Source organism: Arthrobacter bussei (assembly GCF_009377195.2).
Classification (GTDB): domain Bacteria; phylum Actinomycetota; class Actinomycetes; order Actinomycetales; family Micrococcaceae; genus Arthrobacter_D; species Arthrobacter_D bussei.
On record NZ_VJXX01000002.1, the window covers coordinates 338,485 to 359,485 of the forward strand.

Here is a 21,001-nt window from a genome sequence, read left to right on the forward strand (position 1 = left end):
CTTACGCTTCTCCTCTGATCATCCGGATAAAGAGTTCGTGGACCCGCCGCTCACCGGTCACTTCCGGATGGAAACTCGTGGCCAGCAGGTTGCCCGAACGCACTGCGACAATTCTAGCGACCGGCTCCAAGTCCGCTCCTGCGCCGCCCGTCGCACCGCCGGGGCCATCGCCGGGGCCATCGCCGGAACCATCGCCGGAGCCATCGCCGGCAGCACTGTCACCGAAGCCGTTCCGGGGACCCGCCTGGGGTGTCCCGGCGGCGGGCACCTGCGCCAGCACCTCGACGCCTTCGCCCACCTTCTCGACCCAGGGCGCCCTGATGAAGACCGCGCGCACGGGGTCCCCGGCCGCGGCGGAGCCCGTGGCCGCCAGCTCCGCGAAGTCGAGGTCGGTCTCGAAGGACTCGCGCTGGCGTCCGAAGGCGTTGCGCCGCACCACCATGTCGAGCCCGCCGAACGTTTGCTGCGGGTTCCCCGAGCGGTCGGTGGCGGGGTCGGCGATGCCATCCGAGAGCATGATCATGCCCGCGCAGGAGCCGTACACGGGCAGGCCGCCGGCGATCAGCTCGCGCAGCGGCGCGGCCAGCCCGAAGGTGCGCGTCAGCTTGTCGATGGTGGTCGACTCCCCGCCGGGGATGATGAGGCCGTCCACAGCGGCGAGTTCCGCCGGACGCCGCACCGTGATGGCGCGTCCGCCGAGCGACTCGATCGTCGCGATGTGCTCTCGTACGTCGCCCTGCACCGCGAGGACCCCGACGACGACGTCGCGCCGTCCGGCCACGGTCCTCTCCTCCACGGACGCGCGATCCGCGGAAGCCAGCGCCGACCCGGACGGGGCCGACCCGAGCGGTGCGGACGTGGACGGGGCCGACCCGGACGGGCGCCCGCCGGGTCGACGGGCGCCGGCCGGGGCGTCGGCCGGCGCGTCGATTCGCGCATCGATCGGCGCGTCGGATACCGGGACCGACGTCGGCAGGGGCGCCGAGGAGGACGAGGAGGTCATCCCTCGATTCTAGGTCGTAGGCCGGGCGCAGCCGGCGCAGCCGGCGGCGTCTCGTCCACCGCCTAGCGGGAAGAGCACCGGCCCAGCGATATCGTGGAGGCATGAATCCCCTTCCAGTCCTCGTGGGCAAGGCCGTGCGCATCGCGTCCCGCCTGCGCGGCGGCGGCTCCGCCCTTCCCGGCCTCGTGGTCGAGCGCCTCGACCCCGGGTTCATGGCCCGCGCGCTGTCCACCCTCCCCCGCGGCGTCGTCGTCGTCAGCGGGACGAACGGCAAGACGACCACCACCAAGATGGTGGTGGAGCTCCTCGAGGGCCAGGGCCTGAGGGTCTTCACCAACCGCACCGGCAGCAACTTCACGCGCGGCGTGGCCGCCGCGCTGCTCGGCGAGGTGGACTGGCGCGGGCGCCTGACGGCGGACGTCGCCGTGCTCGAGCTCGACGAGGCGCACGCGGTGCACTTCGTCAAGCTCGTCCCCCCTCGCTTCTCCCTGCTCCTCAACGTACTTCGCGACCAACTGGACCGCTTCGGCGAGATCGACGCCACCACGCGGCTGCTCGAGCGCATCGCCCTGGCCACGACGGGCACCGTCGTGCTCAACCGCGAGGACCCGCGCGTCGCCGGTATCGCCTCGTCGGTCACGGCTGCCGACGTCGTGTACTTCGGCCTCGACGAGTCGCTGCGGAGCACGTTCCCGAACGACGACGAACTGCGCGGAGCGGCCGGCACCGCTCCTGCCTCCGCCCTGCCTGCCGACGTGGTCCTCCGCTCGGTCGACGGCAACTCCGCCGAGTTCGAGGCGGACGGCGCGGTGACCCGCACGGACCTCCGCCTCCGGGGCGTCTACAACATCTTCAACGCGGCCGCCGCGCTCGCTGCGGCGCGGACCGTCATGGCGGGAACCGCCGACGACGACGGGTTGTACGCGTCCCTGGCCGCCGTCGAGCCCGCGTTCGGACGGGGTGAGAGCCTCGTCGTCGACGGTCTTCCCCTGGAACTGGTCCTCGTGAAGAACCCGAGCGGCTTCCGGCTCGGGCTGAAATCGTTCGATCCTGCCGGCTGCGCGACGATGATCGCGATCAACGACAACTACGCCGACGGCCGCGACATGTCATGGCTCTGGGACGTCGACTTCGACTCGCTCGGACTCGGCGGCGTCGAGATGGTCAGCGGGGTCCGCGCCTACGACATGGCGCTCCGCCTGAAGTACGACGACGTCCGCGTGGGCGCCGTCGAGACCGACATCCCGGACGGGCTCAAGCAGTTCATCGGCTGTTCGGCGGGCCGCCCCAAGCGCATCTTCTGCACCTACACGGCGATGCTCGCCGTGCGCCGCGAACTCTCCAAGATCACGAAGGTCGAGGTGGTCTCCTGATGACCGATGCACCGTCCGCCAGCCACCTCAGCGAGGCTCCTGCCGACCCGGCGAAGGGGACGCTGCGCATCCTGCAGCTGTACCCACGGGAGATGAACATCTACGGCGACTACGGCAACGTCCTTGTCCTCAAGCAGCGGCTCGCCTGGCGCGGCTACGGCGCCGAGATCCTCGAACACAATGCCGGCGACGCCTTCCCCGCGGACATCGACGTCATCATCGGTGGCGGCGGCCAGGACAGCGGCCAGGTGGTCATCCAGGACGACCTCCAGTCGATCGCTCCGCGGCTCCGCGAGCTCGCGGAGGACGGCACGCCCATGCTGCTCATCTGCGGTCTGTACCAGCTCTTCGGGAGGGAGTTCCGGACGCACGACGGCACCGTGATCCCCGGCATCGGCGTGCTGGACCTCGAGACGCGGGGTGGCACGGAGCGACTGATCGGCAACGTCGTCGCCACCAGCGAGGAATTCGGTGACATCCACGGCTACGAGAACCACAGCGGACAGACCTTCCTCGGCGAAGGCGTCACGCCGCTCGCGACCGTCGTCAAGGGCGCGGGCAACAACGCCGAGGAGAAGCACGAGGGGGCGCGCTACCGGAACATCGTGGCGAGCTACCTGCACGGCTCGCTCCTGCCCAAGAACCCGGCCATCGCCGACTTCCTCCTGCGCAGCGCCGCCGAGCGCAAGTTCGGTTCCTTCGACGCCGCCGGCCTGGACGATTCCCTGGCCGATCTCGCGCGCAGCCACGCCGCCGAGCGCCCCCGATAGGACAGCACGGGCGAGCCGCCGTCAAGGGTCCTCTCCTGCGGAGCGCCGGCTCCGACCGGCCGGTAGCGTGCCGAGGGACGGGCCCGGCCGGGTCCGCGAACCCTCTGGATCCCCTCCGGATCCGCGGAAGGAGCATCATGGCCAAGGGAGTAGCAACCGTCTGGGTCCCCGTCGAGGACATGGACCGCGCGCTGGCCTTCTACCGGGACACCCTGGGACTGGACGTCAGCATGCAGGAGGACGAGTGGGCCGAGATCGACGCCGGCGGGCTCACCATCGGCCTCAACGCACGGGAGGACACCCATGGCGGAGCAGGCGGCGGAGCCGTCATCAGCCTCGAGCCGGAAGGCTCCATCGAGGACGAGCTCGAGCGCATCGCCGCCCGGGGTGGAGCGTCCGTGGAGGGCGACATCAGCGAGTACCCGTGGGGTCGCATCCTCCCGTTCAAGGACAGCGAGGGCAACGACCTCCAGCTCTACAGCCCCCCGAACGGCTGACCTGCGGACGACGTGGACCCGACGCCGTGCCCGCCCGACGCCGTGCCCGCCCGACTCCGTGGCGGGCACGGCCGGTGTCCGGGCGGGGTCCGCTCTGGCCTCCAGCGCATTCTGCTCCGGCGTCCAGGCCTTCCGCTCCGCCGGGTGGGCTGGTTCTCCTCCGCCGGACGGGTGACCGTCCTCCGCGCGGAGGACACCGGGATCAGCACGACGGCGGATGCGCCCGCGCCGGACAGGTCCGTAGCGTGGATCCCATGTCGCCGAAGACCGCACCTCCCCTCCCACTGCCAGCCGATCTCCTGTCCGGACTGGGCATCATCCTCTGGTACGCCCTGCCCGACTACACCACGAGCAGGCCGGTGCGCGTCGTCGCCAAGACGATGATCCTCACGGCCAGTGCGGCCTACGGGATCGCGATGATCAGACGCGGCAGGCACACCGCCGGCGACGACGCTGCACCGGAGCCGGAGCCCGGCGACCCAGGTGCCCCCGCCGATCCTCCATCACCCCGGTCGACCACCGATCGACGCTGCGGCAACGCCCGCGGCCCGCGTTTCCGATCGCCGATGCGCCACCCCGTCAGTCACCCGGTGCGCCACCCGGTGGTGCTCGCGGGAGCGGCCGTGGTTTTCCTCGGCGGGAGCATCGCGCTGACCGTCGGCATGGAACGGCTCGTTTTCGGTGTCGGGGAGCGCCTTGCCGACAGAGGTACGCGGCTCCCGCACACCCGCATCGGCCTGGTCCTCGGTGTGGGCAGCACGGCTGCGACCCTCGGTGCGGATGCGCTCAGGACGCGCGACCGCCTAGGCAAGGAAAGCTAGGACTCGCACCCGCCCCGCCAAGGACAGCCCGCACCGTGCTCGTTGCCATCCGCGTCGGACGGCGATGGAGGTGACCGTGGAGGCGGGCCGTGACCGCGGAGGGAAGCCGTGACCGCGGAGTGAGGCCGTGACCGTGCCGCGGAGGACGGACGCCACGTCACTCGCGGCGATGCCCGACCGGCTGCGGGGACGCGACGCGGTCCGACGTCGTGCTCGGCAGCTCGTCGGCGTAGGCACCGAGCGCTCTCCGGTAGCCGTCGAGCGTCGGGATCAGGGCCGCGAGTGCGGTGCGCAGGGCATCGCCATAGCGTCCCTCGTCGTAGAGGGCGAGGGCCAGGAAGGCCTGACGCGCCGCCTCGTCGGCCTCCGTCACCGGCATCGACTCGAGCATCCGCACCGCCTCGGCCGACGCGCCGACGTTCCGCAGGGTGCTGGCCAGCTGGATGAACACGCGGGTGGCGCGCTCGCCCTCGAGGCCCGCACGGATCGCCGCACGATACAGGGGGATCGCCTCGTGTTCGAGACCGAGGGCGTCGTGCACGCCCGCGTACTCGAAGAGGGCTGCCGCATCGCCGTCGGGCCGCACGGCGACCAGGTCGCGCATCCGGGCACCGGATTCCTCGGGACGCGTGTCGTCGAACTCCTGCTCCCAGTAGGTCCCGATCCGCTGTTCCCAGGTCTGCTCGTCCATCCGACAACCCTGCCACAGCCGATGTCCCCTTCCGGCCGTCCACGCAGAGAGGCCCCCGCCGGAGCGGAGGCCTCTCCTGTTCACCCCACCATCAGGGGATTCTGCTCTGCGCGGCGTCCCTCTGCAGCTCGCGTGCGTCGTAGGTGGTCAGGAAGCCCTCGCGTTCCAGGCTGCGTGCGCTGTCCTTGACCGCCTTCACGTAGGTTCCGTGGTTCCGGTAGAGGCTGTCGATCACCGTCTGGGACAGGGGGCGCTCGTATCCTGCGATGAAGCAGAAGGACGCGCCCGTCGCCGTGCCGTACCAGGTGCTGGTGGGCGCGTCGAGGAACGGCGACCGGAGGCCGCCCTGCACGTTGCCGAACCGGTCGAGGACCGGCGCGCCGTTACGCACCAGGATGGGCTCCGCGCGGGGAGGCGCGACGCCGTCGCGCACCCAGGCATCGAGGTTCCGCAGCGCTGCGTTGAAGAAGATCGAACTCGGGAACCGGCTGCGTGGCCCCTCGTTGCAGGATGCCGGCGGGACGGCGCGATCCGCGGCGAGGATGTCCGCGGAGGACGCGGAGAACGTCAGCTCGTCCGGGGTCGCGTGGCCCGCTCCGGCCATCTCGTAGTGGCGGTACTGGTCGCCCGGCGCATCGCTGTCCTCCCGGCGGGAGCCGATGCCGAGGAGATAGTCGGACTGCGACATCATGCGCATGATGGGCACGCCGACGTCCCTGAACTGGCGGCGGACATCGGTGGCCGGAGGAGCGGGCTCGCACTGGTTCATGGGGTACGCGCCGGCGAAGGCGCCACCGGCCACGGCGACGAGGTAGGCGTCGTAGATCGGCGCTCCGTCCGATTCGACGACGAGCGGGTGCACGCCGTTGATGTAGTTCACGAGGAAACCACCGGTCTGGGAGTATCCGAAGCCGTAGGCGTGCTCCACGCGGGTCGTCTGCGCGCCGTAGCGCAGCGGGTTCCTGGCGTCGTCGCTCCTCAGCCAGGCACCCACCTGCGAATAGATGTCCCAGATGAGCCCGTTCTCCGTGGTTCTGGAGGAGTCCGCGGCGACCGTTGCGCAGTTGGCCGGATCGGTCAGGGGCAGCGGATTGGCGAAGGACAGCGAGGCGTACCGCTCCGCGTCGAAGTTCTTGAGCGCCTCGACGGCGATCGGCTTGGCGGTGATGCCCACCCAGGCGTCGCCGTTGGCGACGATCTGCTCCTGCGCGACGGCCCAGCCGATGTTGAGGTCGAAGAGGTTGCTCGGATTGAGCATCTCGACGATCACGTTGCCACTGAAGGCCTGGCCCTTGGCCGGCTTACGGACCAGCACGCGGGTGCTGTACGGAGCGTCGGGGGTACGGATCTCGGCGGGCCCTGCCGCAGGCCACGTGTAGACGTTGGAGGTACCGCTCACGAGGTACTCCTCCTCCACGTACCCGAGGCGGGAGAGATCCTGCGGCACCTCCTGGTGGTCCGCCGCTCCGAAGGGGTAGGACTGCGCCGTGGAGGCCAGGGGGCCCTCGACGGCCGGGATCGGCGTCGTCCCCTCGGCGGCGAGGGGGGCGACGACGCGGGCCGGAGCCGGCGGTGGTGCCGCTGCTGCCGGGACGGCCGCGACGGTGACCCCGCTGAGGGCCAGCGACAGTGTCAGCAGGACGGATGTTCGGGAACGGGTTCTCATGGGTGCTCCTTCTCGGGACCGGGCTGCGCTGCCCGGCGTGCTCCGCGGCAACCGGCTCCTGTGCCGGCCGCCCCTGTCCTGGTGGCGCCCCCGGAAGGACGCCGATCATCAGGCAGCGAAGCATTCCCGACCCTAGGGAGCGTGATCCGGACGGGTCAAGGGTGGTGCGCATACGTGCAACAACGTGCAAAAGTTAGTTCTCATGAGCAACCCTTTCCTCGAGCCGAGCACCCTCGACTACCAGCTGCCACCCTTCGCCGCCCTGCAGGAGGAGCACTACCTGCCCGCCTTCGACGCCGGATTCGCCGAGCACCTCGCGGAGATCGACGCAATCACCGGTTCGGCCGAGGCCCCGACCTTCGAGAACACGGTCGTGGCACTCGAACGCGCCGGGGGTACGCTGCACCGGGTCGCGAGCGTGTTCTTCAGCAACTCGGTCAGCCACGCGACGCCCTTCATCCAGGATCTCGAACAGCAGGTGGCGCCGCGGCTCGCCGAGCACGAGGACAACATCAAGCTGAACCGGCCCCTGTTCGAGCGTCTCCGCCGGGTGCCGCTCGACGGGCTCGACGACGAATCCGTGCGCCTGGTCGAGGAGTACCTGCGCAGCTTCGTCCGGGCAGGTGCGGAACTGGACGACGACGCCCAGGTGACCCTGCGCCGCCTGAACTCCGAGCTCTCGGCCCTCAGCACGGAGTTCTCCCAGAAACTCCTGAAGGACACCAACGATTCGGCGCTGCTCCTCGACCGCGCGGACGAACTCGACGGCCTGTCATCCGATGCCGTCTCCGCCGCCGCCGGAGCTGCCGCGGAGGCGGGACACGAGGGCAAGTACCTGCTGACCCTCATCCTGCCGACCGCCCAGCCCGCGCTGGAGCTGCTGACGGACAGGGACGTCCGCCGCAGGCTCCACGAGGCGTCCGTCAACCGCGGAGCGCGCGGCAACGAGGCGGACACCCTCGCGATCGCGACCCGCATGGCGACCCTCCGCGCCGAACGCGCAGCCCTGCTCGGGTTCGACACGCACGCAGCGGCGGCGACCGACAACCAGACGGCGCCGTCGCTCGCCACGATCATGGACCGGATGCGGGAGCTGGCCGCTCCGGCCGTCCGTAACGCCAGGACCGAGGCCGCGGAACTCGAGGCCGAGGCCGGGCACCCGATCGAACCGTGGGACTGGGCGTTCTACGCGTCGCGGGTGCGGAAGGCGAAGTTCGACGTGGACCTCGACGCGCTGCGCCCGTACTTCGAACTGGAGAGCGTCATCGACAACGGCGTGTTCCACGCCGCGAACCTGCTGTACGGGCTCACGTTCACGGAGCGCCCCGACCTCGTCGGCTACCACCCGGACGTCCGCGTCTGGGAGGTCTTCGATGCGGACGGGTCAGGGCTGGGCCTGTTCCTCGGCGACTACTACACGCGTGACACGAAGAGCGGCGGTGCCTGGATGAACTCGTTCGTGGACCAGTCAGCGCTCGAGGGCACGCGCGCCGTCGTCGTCAACAACCTGAACCTGTCGAAGCCGGGCGCGGGCGAGCCGACACTGCTGTCCTACGACCAGGTGGTCACGACATTCCACGAGTTCGGCCACGCCCTGCACGGCCTGTTCTCGGACGTCACCTATCCGCTGTTCGCCGGGACCGCCGTCCCGCGCGACTTCGTCGAATACCCCTCACAGGTCAACGAGATGTGGATCCTGTGGCCCGAGATCGTCGCGAACTACGCACGCCACCACGAGACCGGGGAGGCGCTCCCCCAGGACGTCATCGACCGCATCCACGCGGCGGGCGCCTGGGGCGAGGGCTTCGAGACCACGGCCTACCTCGGCGCCACCCTGCTGGACCTCGCCTGGCACTCCATCCCCGCCGGCCCGGTGATCGAGGACCCGCTGGCCTTCGAGGCCGCCGCACTCGCGGAAGCGGGCGTGGATTTCACGCCGGTCCCGCCGCGCTACCGTACGTCCTACTTCAAGCACATCTTCGCCGGCGGGTACGCGGCGTCCTACTACGCCTACATCTGGAGCGAGATGCTCGACGCCGACACGGTCGAGTGGTTCAGGACCTCCGGCGGCCTGACGCGCGAGAACGGCGACCACTTCCGGCGCGAGCTGCTGTCCCGGGGCAACAGCATCGATCCGCTGGAGGCCTTCCGCCGGTTCCGCGGACGCGACGCGGACCTGCAGCCCCTGCTCGTGCGGCGCGGTCTCGCGTGAGAGGCGTCCGTCCGGGCGCACCCGCATGGTGACCATCGCGCAGTGCCAGCGGCTGGAGACGGCATGGTCGGCGGCGCTGGCGACGGCGACGGGTGGGAGGACGTTCTCGACGCACGGGAACACCTGGGTCTGGCTGCCGGCGCGGCGTGAGCTCGGGCTGATGTTCCCCTCCGCCGTCAGCGCCGCCGCCGTGCGGCCCGCGCTGGCCGAAGGAGTACGGCTCGGCGCCGCCTCGGTCCGCGTGTGGCTGAACGGGGCCGTGGACGCCGTCGAGCTCCGGGACCTCCGCTTCGAGCCGAGCTGGCAGCCGTGGTGGATGGCCGCACCGGTGTCCGCCGTCGCCGGTGACACGGGCGTGGCGCAGGAGGGCGACGACGATGGCGGGGACGCGGGCCCCGCCCGACTGACGGACGAGGTGCCCGACTACACCGGACCCCTGGCGCAGGAACTGCGCGTGGTGCGATCGCAGCCCCGCCAAGCGTGGCATGCAGTGTCACGGTCGGCCGACACCGGGAACATCACCGGAGCCGCCTACTCGTTCTATCCGTCCGGCGTCGCCGGGCTGCGCGGCCTCGGCGGCATCCAGCACCTCGAGGTGCTCCCGGATCACCAGCGGCAGGGACTGGCGACCTCCCTGGTGGCGACGACGGCACGGCGGGCCGCGGCGGCCGGCGCCCGCGACCTCGCGGTCAACGCCACTCCCCAGGGCTATCAGTTCTTCTCCCGACGCGGCTTCACGTTGCTGGGCCGCGGGAAGACGTTCTCGCTGCAGCTCGACGGGTCCGCACGCCCGTAAGCCGGTTCCGGCCAGGAACGGCAGGAGGACCGCAGCCCGTGCGGGCTGCGGTCCTCCTGAATCCTCGCGTCCCTGATCGGGGACGGGACGTACTACCAGCCGCGCTCTGCGAGGCGGTGCGGCTGCGGGATCTCGTCCACGTTGATGCCGACCATGGCTTCGCCGAGTCCGCGGGAGACCTTGGCGATCATGTCGGGGTCGTCGTGGAAGGTGGTCGCCTGGACGATCGCATTGGCGCGCTCGGCCGGGTTGCCGGACTTGAAGATCCCGGAACCGACGAACACGCCGTCCGCACCGAGCTGCATCATCATCGCGGCGTCCGACGGCGTCGCGATCCCGCCGGCGGTGAAGAGCACCACGGGGAGGCGGCCGGCCGAGGCAACCTCCCTGACCAGCTCGTAGGGCGCCTGGAGTTCCTTGGCGGCGACGTAGAGCTCGTCCTCGGCCATGGAGGACAGCCGGTTGAGCTCCGCGCGGATGGTGCGCATGTGCATCGTGGCGTTCGAGACGTCACCGGTGCCGGCCTCGCCCTTCGAGCGGATCATCGCAGCGCCCTCGTTGATGCGACGCAGCGCCTCACCGAGATTGGTGGCACCGCAGACGAAGGGGATCTGGAACTTCCACTTGTCGATGTGGTTCGTGTAGTCGGCCGGCGTGAGGACCTCCGACTCGTCGATGTAGTCGACACCGAGCGACTGCAGGACCTGCGCCTCGACGAAGTGACCGATGCGCGCCTTGGCCATCACCGGGATGGAGACGGCCTCGACGATGCTGTCGATCATGTCGGGATCGCTCATCCGGGACACGCCGCCCTGGGCGCGGATGTCCGCGGGAACCCGCTCGAGCGCCATGACGGCCACTGCACCGGCGTCCTCGGCGATGCGGGCCTGATCGGCTGTGACGACATCCATGATGACGCCGCCCTTGAGCATTTCGGCCATACCCCGCTTGACCCGGCTTCCGCCGGTCTGTGCTGTGGTTGCCGAATTGTCTTCAACGGTGGACACAACTTGCCCCTCAAGGTAGAAAAAAGCTGACCCTTCATGATACGACGCCCGGGGCACTGTTCCGGCCGCCGCGGCGCCTCCTGGGAGAGCTGCCGGCCCGCCCGCTCCACGGGGCCGGCGGGTGCGGACAGGGCATGAGGACCCCGACCTGCCCGAGGAACATCCGCTCCGGTCGGGCCGGTGGGGGCCCGGACGGCACAGATCCGCCCGGATGCCCCGATCAGGTCCAGTAGAGCAGGCGGGCCGCCGGGACGCGCCGCTCGAGCTCCTCGACGAACCAGGTCCGCATCTCACTCATGGTCTGCTTCGGGTACACGTACTTGACACCGCCGAACTTCGAGCGCTTCTGGCTCCGCAGGTCCTCGTCCATCTCGAGCTTCGTCCGCGGGTACCAGCCGAGCAGCACCTCCTTGCTGGCGGGCGTGAACCGGTGCGTGATGATCTCGGCCGTGAGGTCGAGGGCATCGATGCCGTCGAGGGCAGCGGCGACGTCGTCGAGCAACGCGCCGTACTGCTCGCGCCAGCCGGGGATGGGCATGATGGGGGCGATGGTCAGGCCCACGCGGTAGCCTGCCGCGGCGACCGCGCGGAGCGCCGTGAGCCGTGCCGGCATCCTGGCCGTCCCACCCTCGAAGCGGTTGGCCACCTCGGCGGCATTGACCGAGAAGCGCACCCGCGTCCGGCCGCCGTGATCCAGCGTCACCAGCTCGCCGACGTCGTCGAACTTCGTGGTGAACCTCAGCTGGACGTCCTCGCCGAACTCGCCCGAGCCCACACGGGAGATCGCCGCTGCGAGCGAGCCCGTCACGTTCTCGATGCCGAGCGGGTCGGTGTAGCAGGACATCTCGAAGGTGGTGCCCTCTCCCCCGCGCTCGATGGTGCCGCTCGTCACCGTGCCCCGGCCGGCGTGCGTGCGCACCCCGTCGAGGACGTCGTCGAGGTTCGCGTAGACGCGGGTCACCGGCGGGCCCTGGAGCGAGCCGGCCAGGTAGCAGTACTGGCAGTGGGCGGGGCAACCCTTCGCGAGGTCGATCCGCCAGTCGGCGCTCGGGGGGATCGGCTGGGGCTTCAGCGCACTGGGCGGTGCGACGACGACGGCCAGCGTGTTCTTCGCCGACGCGTAGGTCTCCCGCTCCGTGGCACCGCGGAGACCCGTCAGGGCATTGCCGGAGAGGATGCGGATGTCCTCGACTCCGGCTGCCTCGCAGCGGCGGACGATCTCCGCGGTGTGCGGTAGCTCGGAGGCTGCACGCGTGATCAGCACGTGTTTCGGGACCCACAGGCGCGTGGGGGTGATCGTGGTCAGATCCTGTTCCTGGGGCGTCATCATCACCCTGTACAACACTGCGAAGGGTACGTATGTTCCGCGGGCGACGGGTGTCCGGCACCGGCATCCGGGGCCAGGACGACCGCGGATCCCGGTCCGACAGGTGAGGGCACCCGAGGCCGCAGAGCGTCATCGGGGGTCATCGGAAGTCACGCTCCGACGCATTCCGGCACACCGGCGGTGGGAGGACCTAGCCTCGGAGGACAGATCAAGAGTTCCGACGCGAAGCCCTGGCTCGTCGGACGGCAACCCCCTCCGTGGCGGGGTGCCCCAGGTGAGGATCAGGCCCCGCGCAGCCCGCGTCGGGGCAAGCACGGCGCGCACCCCTGGTCCGCGTCCTGACGACGGGACATCCATGTCGTACATCTGCCTCCTGCTCTCCGGGGCCGCCCTTCTCGTCAACGGCGTCTCCCTGCTCGGCCGCGTGACCCCGCGCGACGCCGGTGTCTTCAACCTCGCGATCGGCCTGCTGCAACTGGTCGTGGCGCTGCTCATCGCCTCGGCCGATCCCGGCGCCGCCGGATCGGCGGCCGGGATCGTCCTGTTCGGCCTGACCTACCTGTACGTGGGCCTGAGCTCGGTCGCCGGCCTCGGATCGGCCGGCGTCGGCTGGTTCTGCGGCTTCGTCGCCGTGCTCGCCCTCGTCATCGCCGGCACGGCGGCCCGCGAGGACCCCGTCAGCTCTGTGCTCTGGATCGGCTGGGCCACACTCTGGACCCTGTTCTTCCTGCTCCTCGCCCGCGGCGCGGAGCGCCTCACGCGGGTCACCGGCTGGAGCGCGATCCTCGTGGGCACGGTCAGCACCGTGATTCCCGCGCTGCTCGGCCTCAACGGCGCCTGGCCGGGTGGGACCACGGCCGTCGTCGCGACGGCCGTGGTACTCGGTGCCCTCTTCGCGGTCGCCGTCACCCTCGGCGGCCGGCCCGTCCGCGTCACCACCGCGCAGCCGGTCGCCGTCGACGCCTGACGGCCGCTCCACTCCCTCTCCGCGCCCCGTCCGCCCTGAATCCCTCCACCGAAAGGTCCGTCATGACCACCATCACGAACATCACCCGCACCGCGGACGCCGACTACGAGCTCCTCGCCGCCCGCTTCCGCCCGCTCTTCGCCAGGATCGCCGAGGGCGCCTCCCGGCGGGACCGTGAGCACGAACTCCCCCGCAACGAGATCCGCGCCCTGATCGACGCAGGCTTCGGCGCCCTCCGGGTCCCCGTCGCCGACGGCGGTTTCGGCGCCTCCCTGCCGCAGCTGTTCCGGCTGCTCACCGAGCTCGCCGCGGCCGATCCAAACATCCCGCAGGCCCTGCGCGGCCACTTCGCCTTCGTGGAGGACCGGCTGGTCTCCTCGGGCCCGCAGCGCGAGACATGGCTCGGGCGGTTCGTCGACGGCGAGACGGTCGGGAACTCATGGACCGAGGTGGGCGGCGTCACGATCGGCGACGTGATCACCAAGGTCAGCCCCGACCCGGACTCCAGGGGGTTCCTCATCAGCGGCACCAAGTACTACTCCACGGGCAGCATCTTCGCCGACTGGATCGACACCTTCGCCCAGCGCACCGACAACGGCGTCAAGGTGATCGCCGTCGTCAGTGCCCACCAGTCCGGCGTCACGCACGCCGACGACTGGGACGGCTTCGGCCAGCAGACCACCGGCTCCGGGACGTCGACGTTCGACGCCGCACGCGTCGACGCCGAGAACGTCATCGACTTCGATACCCGGTTCGCGTACCAGACCGCGTTCTACCAGGCGGTGCTGCTTGCGGTCCTTGCCGGGACCATCAAGGGTGCGGAGCACGACGTCGCCCGCGAGGTCCGTACCAGGACGCGGATCTTCAGCCACGGGAATGCGCCGTCGTTCGCGGCCGATCCCCAGATCCTGCAGGTCGTCGGGGAGGTGTCCGCGGCCGCGTACGCGGCGGAGGCGACGGTCGAGCGTGCTGCGCGGGCGCTGCAGCACGCCTACGAGGGCGCGTTCCTCGACGACGAGGCCGAGGACGAGCGGCGCAACGACGTCGCCGAGCTCGAGACCGCGAAGGCCCAGGTGATCCTGTCCTCACTCGCCACGCGGGCCACGTCCGACGTCTTCGGCGCCCTCGCAGCCTCGGGCGTGAGCACGGCGAAGAACCTCGACCGCCACTGGCGCAACGCCCGCACCGCGGCAAACCACAACCCCTGGGTCTTCAAGGCGAGGATCGTCGGCGACCATTCGGTCAACGGGGCCGTACCACCGCGGATCTGGTCCATCGGGTCCGCGCCGGCGCCGGGCGCATGACGCCGAGGGACGGCGGCGCGCTCGTCGCGTCCGTCGCCGTCGCGCGGCATCGCACGGACTGACCCACCTCAGGTCACCGCGGCACGGCGGCGTCCCTGCGCTCGAGCTCGTCCAGGACGCTGTCGACCGCCTCGTCGGGCCAGGGCGGGCACCGGCGGCTTCCGGCGCCGGGTCCGGTGCGGTGGTCACGCGCAGTGCCGCCGGCCTGCAGGAGGAGGAGATCGCCCTGCGAGACGATGTGCAGGTCCGCGGGCAGGAATCCGAGGGGTGACATGACGCCGTCCTTCCGTCGTGGAGCGTCGGTGTCCCTTAGACGGTCCACGCGCACGGGACTCATCGGTGCCGGGCGGACGGGACAAGCTGGCAGCGGGACCCGGACCACGGAGCACCTTCGGCACGACCCTGGACGGCTACGAGGACGCTCAGCCGCTCACCGGCTCCGCTACCCGCTGCGCGATCCCGTGATCCCGTGATCCCGTGATCAAGCGGGTCAGGAGGGCGACGCCGCCTCGAGCGACTGCCGCCGCACGGCACGGACACGCTGGTACACCGTGACGAGGCTCGCCAGCGCCAGGATCACGAGCACGGCGAACAGGACGACCTCCGGCAACCCGAGGCCCGTCAGGCCGGTGACCACGAGGACCGACACGAGCCGCTCGGCCCGCTCCGCCACCCCGACGTCGGCCGTGAAGCCCAGGGATTCCGCCTTGGCCCGCGCGTAGGACACGAGCATGCCCAGCACGAGGCACGCCAGGGCAGCGATCGCGATGGCGGGATTCTGCCCGCCGGTGAAGAACCAGATGGCGACGGCGGCGAACAACGCGCCGTCGGCGATGCGGTCGAGCGTGGAGTCGAGGAAACTGCCCCAGGAGCCGCCGTGCCCCTTCAGGCGTGCCATGATCCCGTCGATGACATCGGAGAAGACGAAGAGCGTGATGACCACGGTCCCCCAGAACAGCTGTCCGAGGGGGTAGAACACCAGCGCACCGCCCGCCACCCCGATCGTGCCGGCGATGGTGACGGCATCCGGCGTCACGCCCCAACGCAGCAGCAACCGCGCCAGCGGGGTGAACAGCCGGGTGAAGAAACCTCGGGCGTACCTGTTCAGCATCAGGAGACCGGTTCCGGCGGAGCGGCGTCGTCCCCGCGCGGAGGCCATGCCTCGGCGACCTGCGCCCGGACCTCGCCGAGCGTCTGGGTGATGGCCTTGGTCTGCGCGATGATCGGCAGGAAATTGCCGTCCCCACCCCACCGCGGCACCACGTGCTGGTGGAGGTGGGCGGCGATCCCGGCCCCGCCCGTCGCCCCCTGGTTCATCCCGAGATTGAAGCCCGTCGGGTGGGAGACGCGGCGCAGTACGCGCATGGCGGTCTGGGTCAGGGCCGCCACCTCGGCCGTCTCCGCCTCGTCGATGTCCGTGTAGTCGGGCACGTGCCGGTACGGGACCACGAGGAGGTGACCGGCGTTGTAGGGGAACAGGTTGAGCAGGACGAACGCATGGGTTCCCCGGTGCACGATCAGCGACTCCTCATCACTGAGCCGGGGGGCGCGGCAGAAGGGGCACGTCTCCTCGGAGCTGACCTGGTCCTGGCCGCCCTTGATGTACGCGAGGCGGTGCGGGGTCCACAGGCGCTGGAACGCGTCCGGCACACCCGCCAGCTCGAAGCCGTCGGTCACCGCAGCGTCGCCCCGATAGCCGTTCGCGGCGCCCTCCACGGGCGCGTCCACTCCGTCCGCCGCCACCATCAGACGGTCGCTTCCCTGCTGCGGACCGCCTCCACGATCCGTCGGACGGCCTCGTCCACGGGCACCTGGTTGTCCTGGCTGCCGTCACGGAACCGGAAGGAGACGGCGTTCGCCTCCTGGTCCTCGCCTCCCGCGATGAGGACGAAGGGGACCTTCTCCTTGCTCGCCGTACGGATCTTCTTCGGGAAGCGGTCGGATCCGGCATCGACCTGCGCCCGGATGCCCTCGGCCTTCAGCTTGTCGACGACGTCGTAGAGGTACTCGTTGAACGCCTCGGCAACCGGGACGGCGAGCACCTGCACCGGCGCGAGCCAGGCCGGGAAGGCACCGGCGTAGTGCTCGGTGAGAACGCCCATGAACCGCTCGATCGAGCCGAACAGGGCCCGGTGGATCATCACGGGGCGCTGGCGCGAACCGTCCGCCGCCTGGTACTCGAGCTCGAAGCGGTCGGGCAGGTTGAAGTCGAGCTGGATCGTGGACATCTGCCACGTGCGGCCGATCGCGTCCCGGGCCTGCACGGAGATCTTCGGTCCGTAGAACGCCGCTCCCCCGGGATCGGGCACGAGCTCGAGGCCTGATGCCTCGGCCACCTCGGCGAGGGTGCGCGTCGCCTCGTCCCAGATCTCGTCCGACCCGACGGACTTCTCCGGGTTGCGTGTGGAAAGTTCGAGGTAGAAGTCCTCGAGCCCGTAGTCCTTGAGGAGGCCGAGCACGAACGTGAGCGTCCCGGTGAGCTCGTCCTTCATCTGCTCCCGCGTGCAGTAGATGTGCGCGTCGTCCTGGGTCATGCCGCGCACGCGCGTCAGCCCGTGGACGACGCCGGACTTCTCGTACCGGTACACCGAGCCGAATTCGAACAGGCGCAGCGGCAGCTCACGGTAGGAGCGCCCACGGGACCGGAAGATCAGGTTGTGCATGGGGCAGTTCATGGGCTTGAGGTAGTAATCCTGCCCGGGCTTCCGCACCGAACCGTCCTCGTTGAGCTCCTCGTCGACGTGCATCGCGGGGAACATGCCGTCGCGGTACCAGTCGAGGTGTCCCGAGACCTCGTAGAGGTGGCCCTTGGTGATATGAGGCGTGTAGACGAACTCGTACCCGGCGTCGGTGTGGCGCCGGCGGGAGTAGTCCTCCATCTCCTTGCGGATGATTCCGCCCTTGGGATGAAACACCGGGAGTCCGGAGCCCAGCTCGTCCGGGAAGGAGAAGAGGTCGAGTTCGGTTCCGAGGCGCCGGTGGTCGCGGCGCTCCGCCTCGGCCAGGCGTTCCTGGTACGCCTTGAGCGCGTCCTTGGTGGGCCAGGCCGTGCCGTAGATGCGCTGCAGCTGCTTGTTCTTCTCGCTCCCGCGCCAGTAGGCGGCGGCCGAGCGGGTCAGCGCATAGGCGTTGGAGATGAGCTTGGTGTTGGGCAGGTGCGGCCCGCGGCAGAGGTCCTGCCACACCACGTCCCCGGACTTGCGGTCCACGTTGTCGTAGATGGTCAGCTCGCCGGCGCCTACCTCCACGGAGGCGCCGTCCTCCTCGGTGGCGCCGCCCTTCAGGTCGATGAGCTCGAGCTTGTACGGCTCGTCCTTCATGGCCTCGCGGGCCTCGTCCTCGGACACCACGCGGCGGACGAAGCGCTGGTTGGCGTTGACGATCTTCAGCATCATCTTCTCGAGCTGCTTCAGCTCGTCCGGCGTGAAGGGCTCCTCGACGTCGAAATCGAAGTAGAAACCGTCCGTGATGTAGGGGCCGATCCCCAGCTTCGCCCCCGGGCGCAGCTGCTGCACGGCCTGGGCCATGACGTGGGCGGCGGAGTGGCGGAGCACCTCGAGCCCGGCCGGGTCCTCGAGCGTGACACCGTCGACGGTCGCACCGTCCGTCAGTACCTGGTCGAGGTCGCGCAATTCCCCGTCGATGCGCATGACGACGACGTCGCGCCGCTCGGAGAACAGCTCGGTGCCGGTGGTCCCCGTGGTCGCCTGCTTCTCTTCGCCGTCGACGATGAGTTTCATGGGCTGCGGCGCTGACACGGGAGGTCTCCTCGGTGCTGGGTGGAAAATGGTTGCCCGAACGGGCGCGGCGGCACTCGGGAGGGCCCGGAACCGCCGTCCTGATCGTATCGGCTGGGCAGACGGCCGACCAACACGCTCGACGCAGGGAGCCGCAGGGAGCCGGCGGGAGCCGCAGGGAACCGGCGGAGGTTCGACGGGCGTCAGCCTTCGCGCCGCACCTTCAGCTCCAGGTCGATGAAGGCCGAGATCATGGCACGGTACGTGTGCTCGACGACCGTGGGGTCCACCCCGAGCTTCGCCGCGTAGCCCCGGACGTTCGTGATCACCTGCTCCACCCGCGCCGGCGCGCGCACGGAGGCGTCGTCCTGCTTCAGGGCACCTGCACGGCGCACCAGGCGCTCGCGCCGCGAGATGAGGGAGACGATCTGCTCGTCCACCTCGTTGATGGCCACGCGGACCGCCGCCAGCTGCATCGCGTTCTGCTCTTCGTTCGCTCCGGGCATGCCGTGAGCCTACCGTCGTCCCGGTCGGCGCGCGCCAGGGGCGGCGGCTGGGTCCTGGAATGCCCGCCCCACCACGCGCGTTGAGGAGGGTGCGGGCGGGAATGCCGACCGCTGAGAGATCACAGCACGTGCGGGAGAACCGCACGCAGATTCGAGGAGCACCGTGGACTACACGCCCGACGCCGGAACCATCACCATGTTCTCCACCTCGTGGTGCGGGTACTGCCGACGCCTGAAGTCGCAGCTGGACGCCCAGGGGATCGGCTACACCGAGGTCAACATCGAGGAGGTCGAGGGCACCGCCGAGCTCGTGGCGTCCCTCAACGGCGGCAACCAGACCGTCCCCACCGTGATCTTCCCGGACGGCAGCACGGCCACCAACCCGTCCGTCGCCGATGTGAGGACACGCCTGTCCGTCTAGCCCGGACCCGGCGCCGTTCCCGTCCGCCGTCCCCCCTATGCTGGGGGACGGCGGACCGGCAGGACGCGGTCCGACCGCCAGCAGGTACCCAGCGGAAGGACAGCGAGACCATGGTGCACAGAGTTCAGGGAGTCGTGGTGCGGGCGAAGGATGCCCCCGCCACCATCGAGACCATCCTGGTGCCGGACCCGGGTCCCGGCGAGGCCCTCGTCGACATCCTGACGTGCGGCGTCTGCCACACGGACCTGCACTACAAGCAGGGCGGCATCAACGACGACTTCCCCTTTTTGCTGGGACACGAGGCCACCGGCGTCGTGAGTGCCGTGGGTGACGACGTCACGCAGGTGGCGCCGGGTGACCGCGTGATCCTGAACTGGCGTGCAGTCTGCGGTGAGTGCCGGGCGTGCCGCCGCGGCGAGCCGCAGTACTGCTTCGACACGCACAACGCCACCCAGAAGATGACCCTCGAGGACGGCACCGAGCTCACGGCCGCCCTGGGCATCGGTGCGTTCGCCGAGAAGACGCTGGTCGCAGCCGGGCAGTGCACCAAGGTGGATCCCGCGGCCGACGCCGCCGCCGTCGGCCTCCTCGGCTGCGGCATCATGGCGGGTATCGGTGCGGCCATCAACACGGGCAACGTATCGCTCGGCGATTCCGTCGCCGTGATCGGGTGCGGCGGGGTGGGCATCGCGGCCGTCGCCGGTTCGAAGCTCGCGGGCGCCACCACGATCATCGCCGTCGACATCGACGACCGGAAGCTCGAGCTCGCCAAGGGCCTCGGTGCCACCTACACGGTCAATTCGAAGGACGAGGACCCCGTGGAGGCCGTCCGCGCGCTCACCGGTGGGAACGGCGCCGACGTCGTGATCGACGCCGTCGGGCGCCCCGAGACGTACAAGCAGGCGTTCTACGCCCGCGACCTCGCCGGTACCGTGGTGCTCGTCGGCGTCCCGACGCCCGAGATGACCCTCGAACTCCCGCTACTGGACGTCTTCGGCCGCGGCGGGTCGCTGAAGTCCTCCTGGTACGGGGACTGCCTCCCCAGCCGGGACTTCCCGATGCTCGTGAACCACTACCTGCAGGGCACCCTCGACCTCGAGGCCTTCGTCACCGAGCGCATCTCCCTCGACCAGGTCGAGGAGGCCTTCGAGAAGATGCACGGCGGTGCGGTGCTGCGCTCGGTGGTGGAACTCTGATGGGCGCGCGGATCGAGCACCTCGTCACCTCGGGCACGTTCTCGCTCGACGGCGGCACGTGGGACGTCGACAACAACGTCTGGATCGTGGGTGACGACGACGAGTGCGTCATCATCGACGCACCGCACGATGCCGCGGCGATCGTGGAGCAGGTGAACGGTCGCAGCGTGCGGGCGATCCTCCTGACCCACGCGCATGACGACCACATCCGTGCCGTCGGGGACCTCTTCGACGCCGTACGGGCACCGATCCACCTGCACGAGGCCGACCGCGAACTGTGGGACATGGTGTTCCCGGAGCTGAGCCCGGACCAGTGGATCGGCGACGGAGACAGGGTCGAGGTCGCCGGTGTCGTCCTCACCGCGCTGCACACGCCCGGGCACTCCCCCGGCTCCACCTGCTTCTACCTCGAGGAGGCCGGCACGGTCTTCACGGGCGACACGCTCTTCCAGGGCGGACCCGGCGCCACCGGGCGCTCCTTCAGCGACTTCCCGACGATCATCGACTCCATCCGGACGCGCCTGCTGACGCTGCCCGCGGACACGATCGCCCGCACGGGTCACGGCGACAGCACGACGATCGGCGACGAGGCCCCGCACCTCGAGGAATGGATCGCCCGCGGGCACTGACCTAGGAGCTGCAGCACCACGGTCCGTCGGCGTCCCGTCCCTCCTCGCTGAGGGGCGGGACGCCGTGTTCCCGGACGA

21 protein-coding genes and 1 riboswitch are annotated in these 21,001 nt (G+C 70.2%); of the genes, 11 read left to right on the forward strand and 10 right to left on the reverse strand.

Annotated features, from left to right (window positions below; all coding sequences use genetic code 11):
• Window position 1: 1 nt before the first annotated feature.
• Window positions 2-796: a pyridoxal 5'-phosphate synthase glutaminase subunit PdxT gene (gene pdxT / locus FNH21_RS09810; RefSeq protein ID WP_191931865.1), complete on the reverse strand. Its 795-nt coding sequence runs from the start codon at window positions 794-796 to the stop codon at window positions 2-4.
• 308 nt (window positions 797-1,104) lie between these two features.
• Between pdxT and FNH21_RS09815 the strand changes: the two genes are divergently transcribed.
• From FNH21_RS09815 to FNH21_RS09830, 4 genes are all read left to right on the forward strand, one after another.
• The gene (locus tag FNH21_RS09815) at window positions 1,105-2,376 is read left to right on the forward strand and encodes a Mur ligase family protein (RefSeq protein WP_152814688.1); all 1,272 of its coding nucleotides are present in this window, start codon (window positions 1,105-1,107) and stop codon (window positions 2,374-2,376) included.
• Entirely contained in the window at window positions 2,376-3,146 is a 771-nt protein-coding gene (locus FNH21_RS09820; protein WP_152814690.1) for a type 1 glutamine amidotransferase, read from the forward strand. The genes FNH21_RS09815 and FNH21_RS09820 overlap by 1 nt, the downstream gene beginning before the upstream one ends.
• A gap of 137 nt (window positions 3,147-3,283) precedes the next feature.
• Window positions 3,284-3,643: a VOC family protein gene (locus tag FNH21_RS09825; protein ID WP_152814692.1), complete on the forward strand. Its 360-nt coding sequence runs from the start codon at window positions 3,284-3,286 to the stop codon at window positions 3,641-3,643.
• Window positions 3,644-3,897: 254 nt separating this feature from the next.
• Complete coding sequence (locus FNH21_RS09830) at window positions 3,898-4,464, forward strand: hypothetical protein (protein ID WP_152814694.1); 567 nt, start codon at window positions 3,898-3,900, stop codon at window positions 4,462-4,464.
• 157 nt (window positions 4,465-4,621) lie between these two features.
• On the opposite strand, the gene FNH21_RS09835 is transcribed toward FNH21_RS09830, so the two are convergent.
• Entirely contained in the window at window positions 4,622-5,155 is a 534-nt protein-coding gene (locus FNH21_RS09835) for a tetratricopeptide repeat protein (RefSeq protein ID WP_152814696.1), read from the reverse strand.
• 91 nt (window positions 5,156-5,246) lie between these two features.
• Window positions 5,247-6,821 carry an alpha/beta hydrolase domain-containing protein gene (locus tag FNH21_RS09840; protein ID WP_152814698.1) on the reverse strand — a complete coding sequence of 525 codons (1,575 nt, stop codon included), beginning with the start codon at window positions 6,819-6,821 and terminating at the stop codon, window positions 5,247-5,249.
• 202 nt (window positions 6,822-7,023) lie between these two features.
• On the opposite strand from FNH21_RS09840, the gene FNH21_RS09845 reads away from it, so the two are divergent.
• Window positions 7,024-9,033, forward strand: coding sequence for a M3 family metallopeptidase (locus FNH21_RS09845; RefSeq protein ID WP_152814700.1), 2,010 nt, complete (start codon window positions 7,024-7,026; stop codon window positions 9,031-9,033).
• A 25-nt stretch (window positions 9,034-9,058) separates the two neighbouring features.
• Window positions 9,059-9,829, forward strand: a complete 771-nt coding sequence (locus FNH21_RS09850) for a GNAT family N-acetyltransferase (RefSeq protein ID WP_152814702.1) — start codon at window positions 9,059-9,061, stop codon at window positions 9,827-9,829.
• Between the two features lie 92 nt (window positions 9,830-9,921).
• Here the strand turns inward: FNH21_RS09850 and pdxS are convergent, their stop codons facing one another.
• Together pdxS and FNH21_RS09860 are read right to left on the reverse strand one after the other, a co-directional pair.
• Window positions 9,922-10,836 carry a pyridoxal 5'-phosphate synthase lyase subunit PdxS gene (gene pdxS / locus FNH21_RS09855; protein ID WP_191931827.1) on the reverse strand — a complete coding sequence of 305 codons (915 nt, stop codon included), beginning with the start codon at window positions 10,834-10,836 and terminating at the stop codon, window positions 9,922-9,924.
• Between the two features lie 220 nt (window positions 10,837-11,056).
• Window positions 11,057-12,163, reverse strand: coding sequence for a spore photoproduct lyase family protein (locus tag FNH21_RS09860; RefSeq protein WP_152814707.1), 1,107 nt, complete (start codon window positions 12,161-12,163; stop codon window positions 11,057-11,059).
• Window positions 12,164-12,369: 206 nt separating this feature from the next.
• Window positions 12,370-12,483: riboswitch (SAM riboswitch) on the forward strand.
• A gap of 35 nt (window positions 12,484-12,518) precedes the next feature.
• Between FNH21_RS09860 and FNH21_RS09865 the strand changes: the two genes are divergently transcribed.
• Window positions 12,519-13,130: an AmiS/UreI family transporter gene (locus tag FNH21_RS09865; RefSeq protein ID WP_152814709.1), complete on the forward strand. Its 612-nt coding sequence runs from the start codon at window positions 12,519-12,521 to the stop codon at window positions 13,128-13,130.
• A gap of 62 nt (window positions 13,131-13,192) precedes the next feature.
• Window positions 13,193-14,434 (forward strand): acyl-CoA dehydrogenase family protein, encoded by a 1,242-nt coding sequence (locus tag FNH21_RS09870; protein WP_152814711.1) that lies wholly within the window; start codon window positions 13,193-13,195, stop codon window positions 14,432-14,434.
• Window positions 14,435-14,507: 73 nt separating this feature from the next.
• Here the strand turns inward: FNH21_RS09870 and FNH21_RS09875 are convergent, their stop codons facing one another.
• From FNH21_RS09875 to FNH21_RS09895, 5 genes are all read right to left on the reverse strand, one after another.
• Window positions 14,508-14,708, reverse strand: a complete 201-nt coding sequence (locus tag FNH21_RS09875) for a hypothetical protein (protein WP_152814713.1) — start codon at window positions 14,706-14,708, stop codon at window positions 14,508-14,510.
• 216 nt (window positions 14,709-14,924) lie between these two features.
• Window positions 14,925-15,545: a phosphatidylinositol phosphate synthase gene (gene pgsA, locus FNH21_RS09880; RefSeq protein ID WP_152814715.1), complete on the reverse strand. Its 621-nt coding sequence runs from the start codon at window positions 15,543-15,545 to the stop codon at window positions 14,925-14,927.
• Complete coding sequence (locus FNH21_RS09885; protein WP_152814717.1) at window positions 15,545-16,180, reverse strand: HIT family protein; 636 nt, start codon at window positions 16,178-16,180, stop codon at window positions 15,545-15,547. Before FNH21_RS09885 ends, pgsA begins: the two co-directional genes overlap by 1 nt.
• Entirely contained in the window at window positions 16,180-18,174 is a 1,995-nt protein-coding gene (thrS, locus tag FNH21_RS09890) for a threonine--tRNA ligase (protein WP_152815194.1), read from the reverse strand. The genes FNH21_RS09885 and thrS overlap by 1 nt, the downstream gene beginning before the upstream one ends.
• Window positions 18,175-18,374: 200 nt before the next feature.
• Window positions 18,375-18,677 (reverse strand): chorismate mutase, encoded by a 303-nt coding sequence (locus tag FNH21_RS09895; protein ID WP_152814719.1) that lies wholly within the window; start codon window positions 18,675-18,677, stop codon window positions 18,375-18,377.
• Between the two features lie 163 nt (window positions 18,678-18,840).
• On the opposite strand from FNH21_RS09895, the gene FNH21_RS09900 reads away from it, so the two are divergent.
• The 3 genes from FNH21_RS09900 (at window position 18,841) to FNH21_RS09910 (ending at window position 20,923) form a co-directional block, all read left to right on the forward strand.
• On the forward strand, window positions 18,841-19,098 hold the full coding sequence (locus FNH21_RS09900; RefSeq protein WP_055771854.1) for a mycoredoxin: 258 nt from the start codon (window positions 18,841-18,843) through the stop codon (window positions 19,096-19,098).
• A 110-nt stretch (window positions 19,099-19,208) separates the two neighbouring features.
• Window positions 19,209-20,294: an S-(hydroxymethyl)mycothiol dehydrogenase gene (locus FNH21_RS09905; RefSeq protein ID WP_152814721.1), complete on the forward strand. Its 1,086-nt coding sequence runs from the start codon at window positions 19,209-19,211 to the stop codon at window positions 20,292-20,294.
• On the forward strand, window positions 20,294-20,923 hold the full coding sequence (locus tag FNH21_RS09910; RefSeq protein WP_152814723.1) for an MBL fold metallo-hydrolase: 630 nt from the start codon (window positions 20,294-20,296) through the stop codon (window positions 20,921-20,923). The genes FNH21_RS09905 and FNH21_RS09910 overlap by 1 nt, the downstream gene beginning before the upstream one ends.
• The last annotated feature ends 78 nt before the right edge of the window (window positions 20,924-21,001 follow it).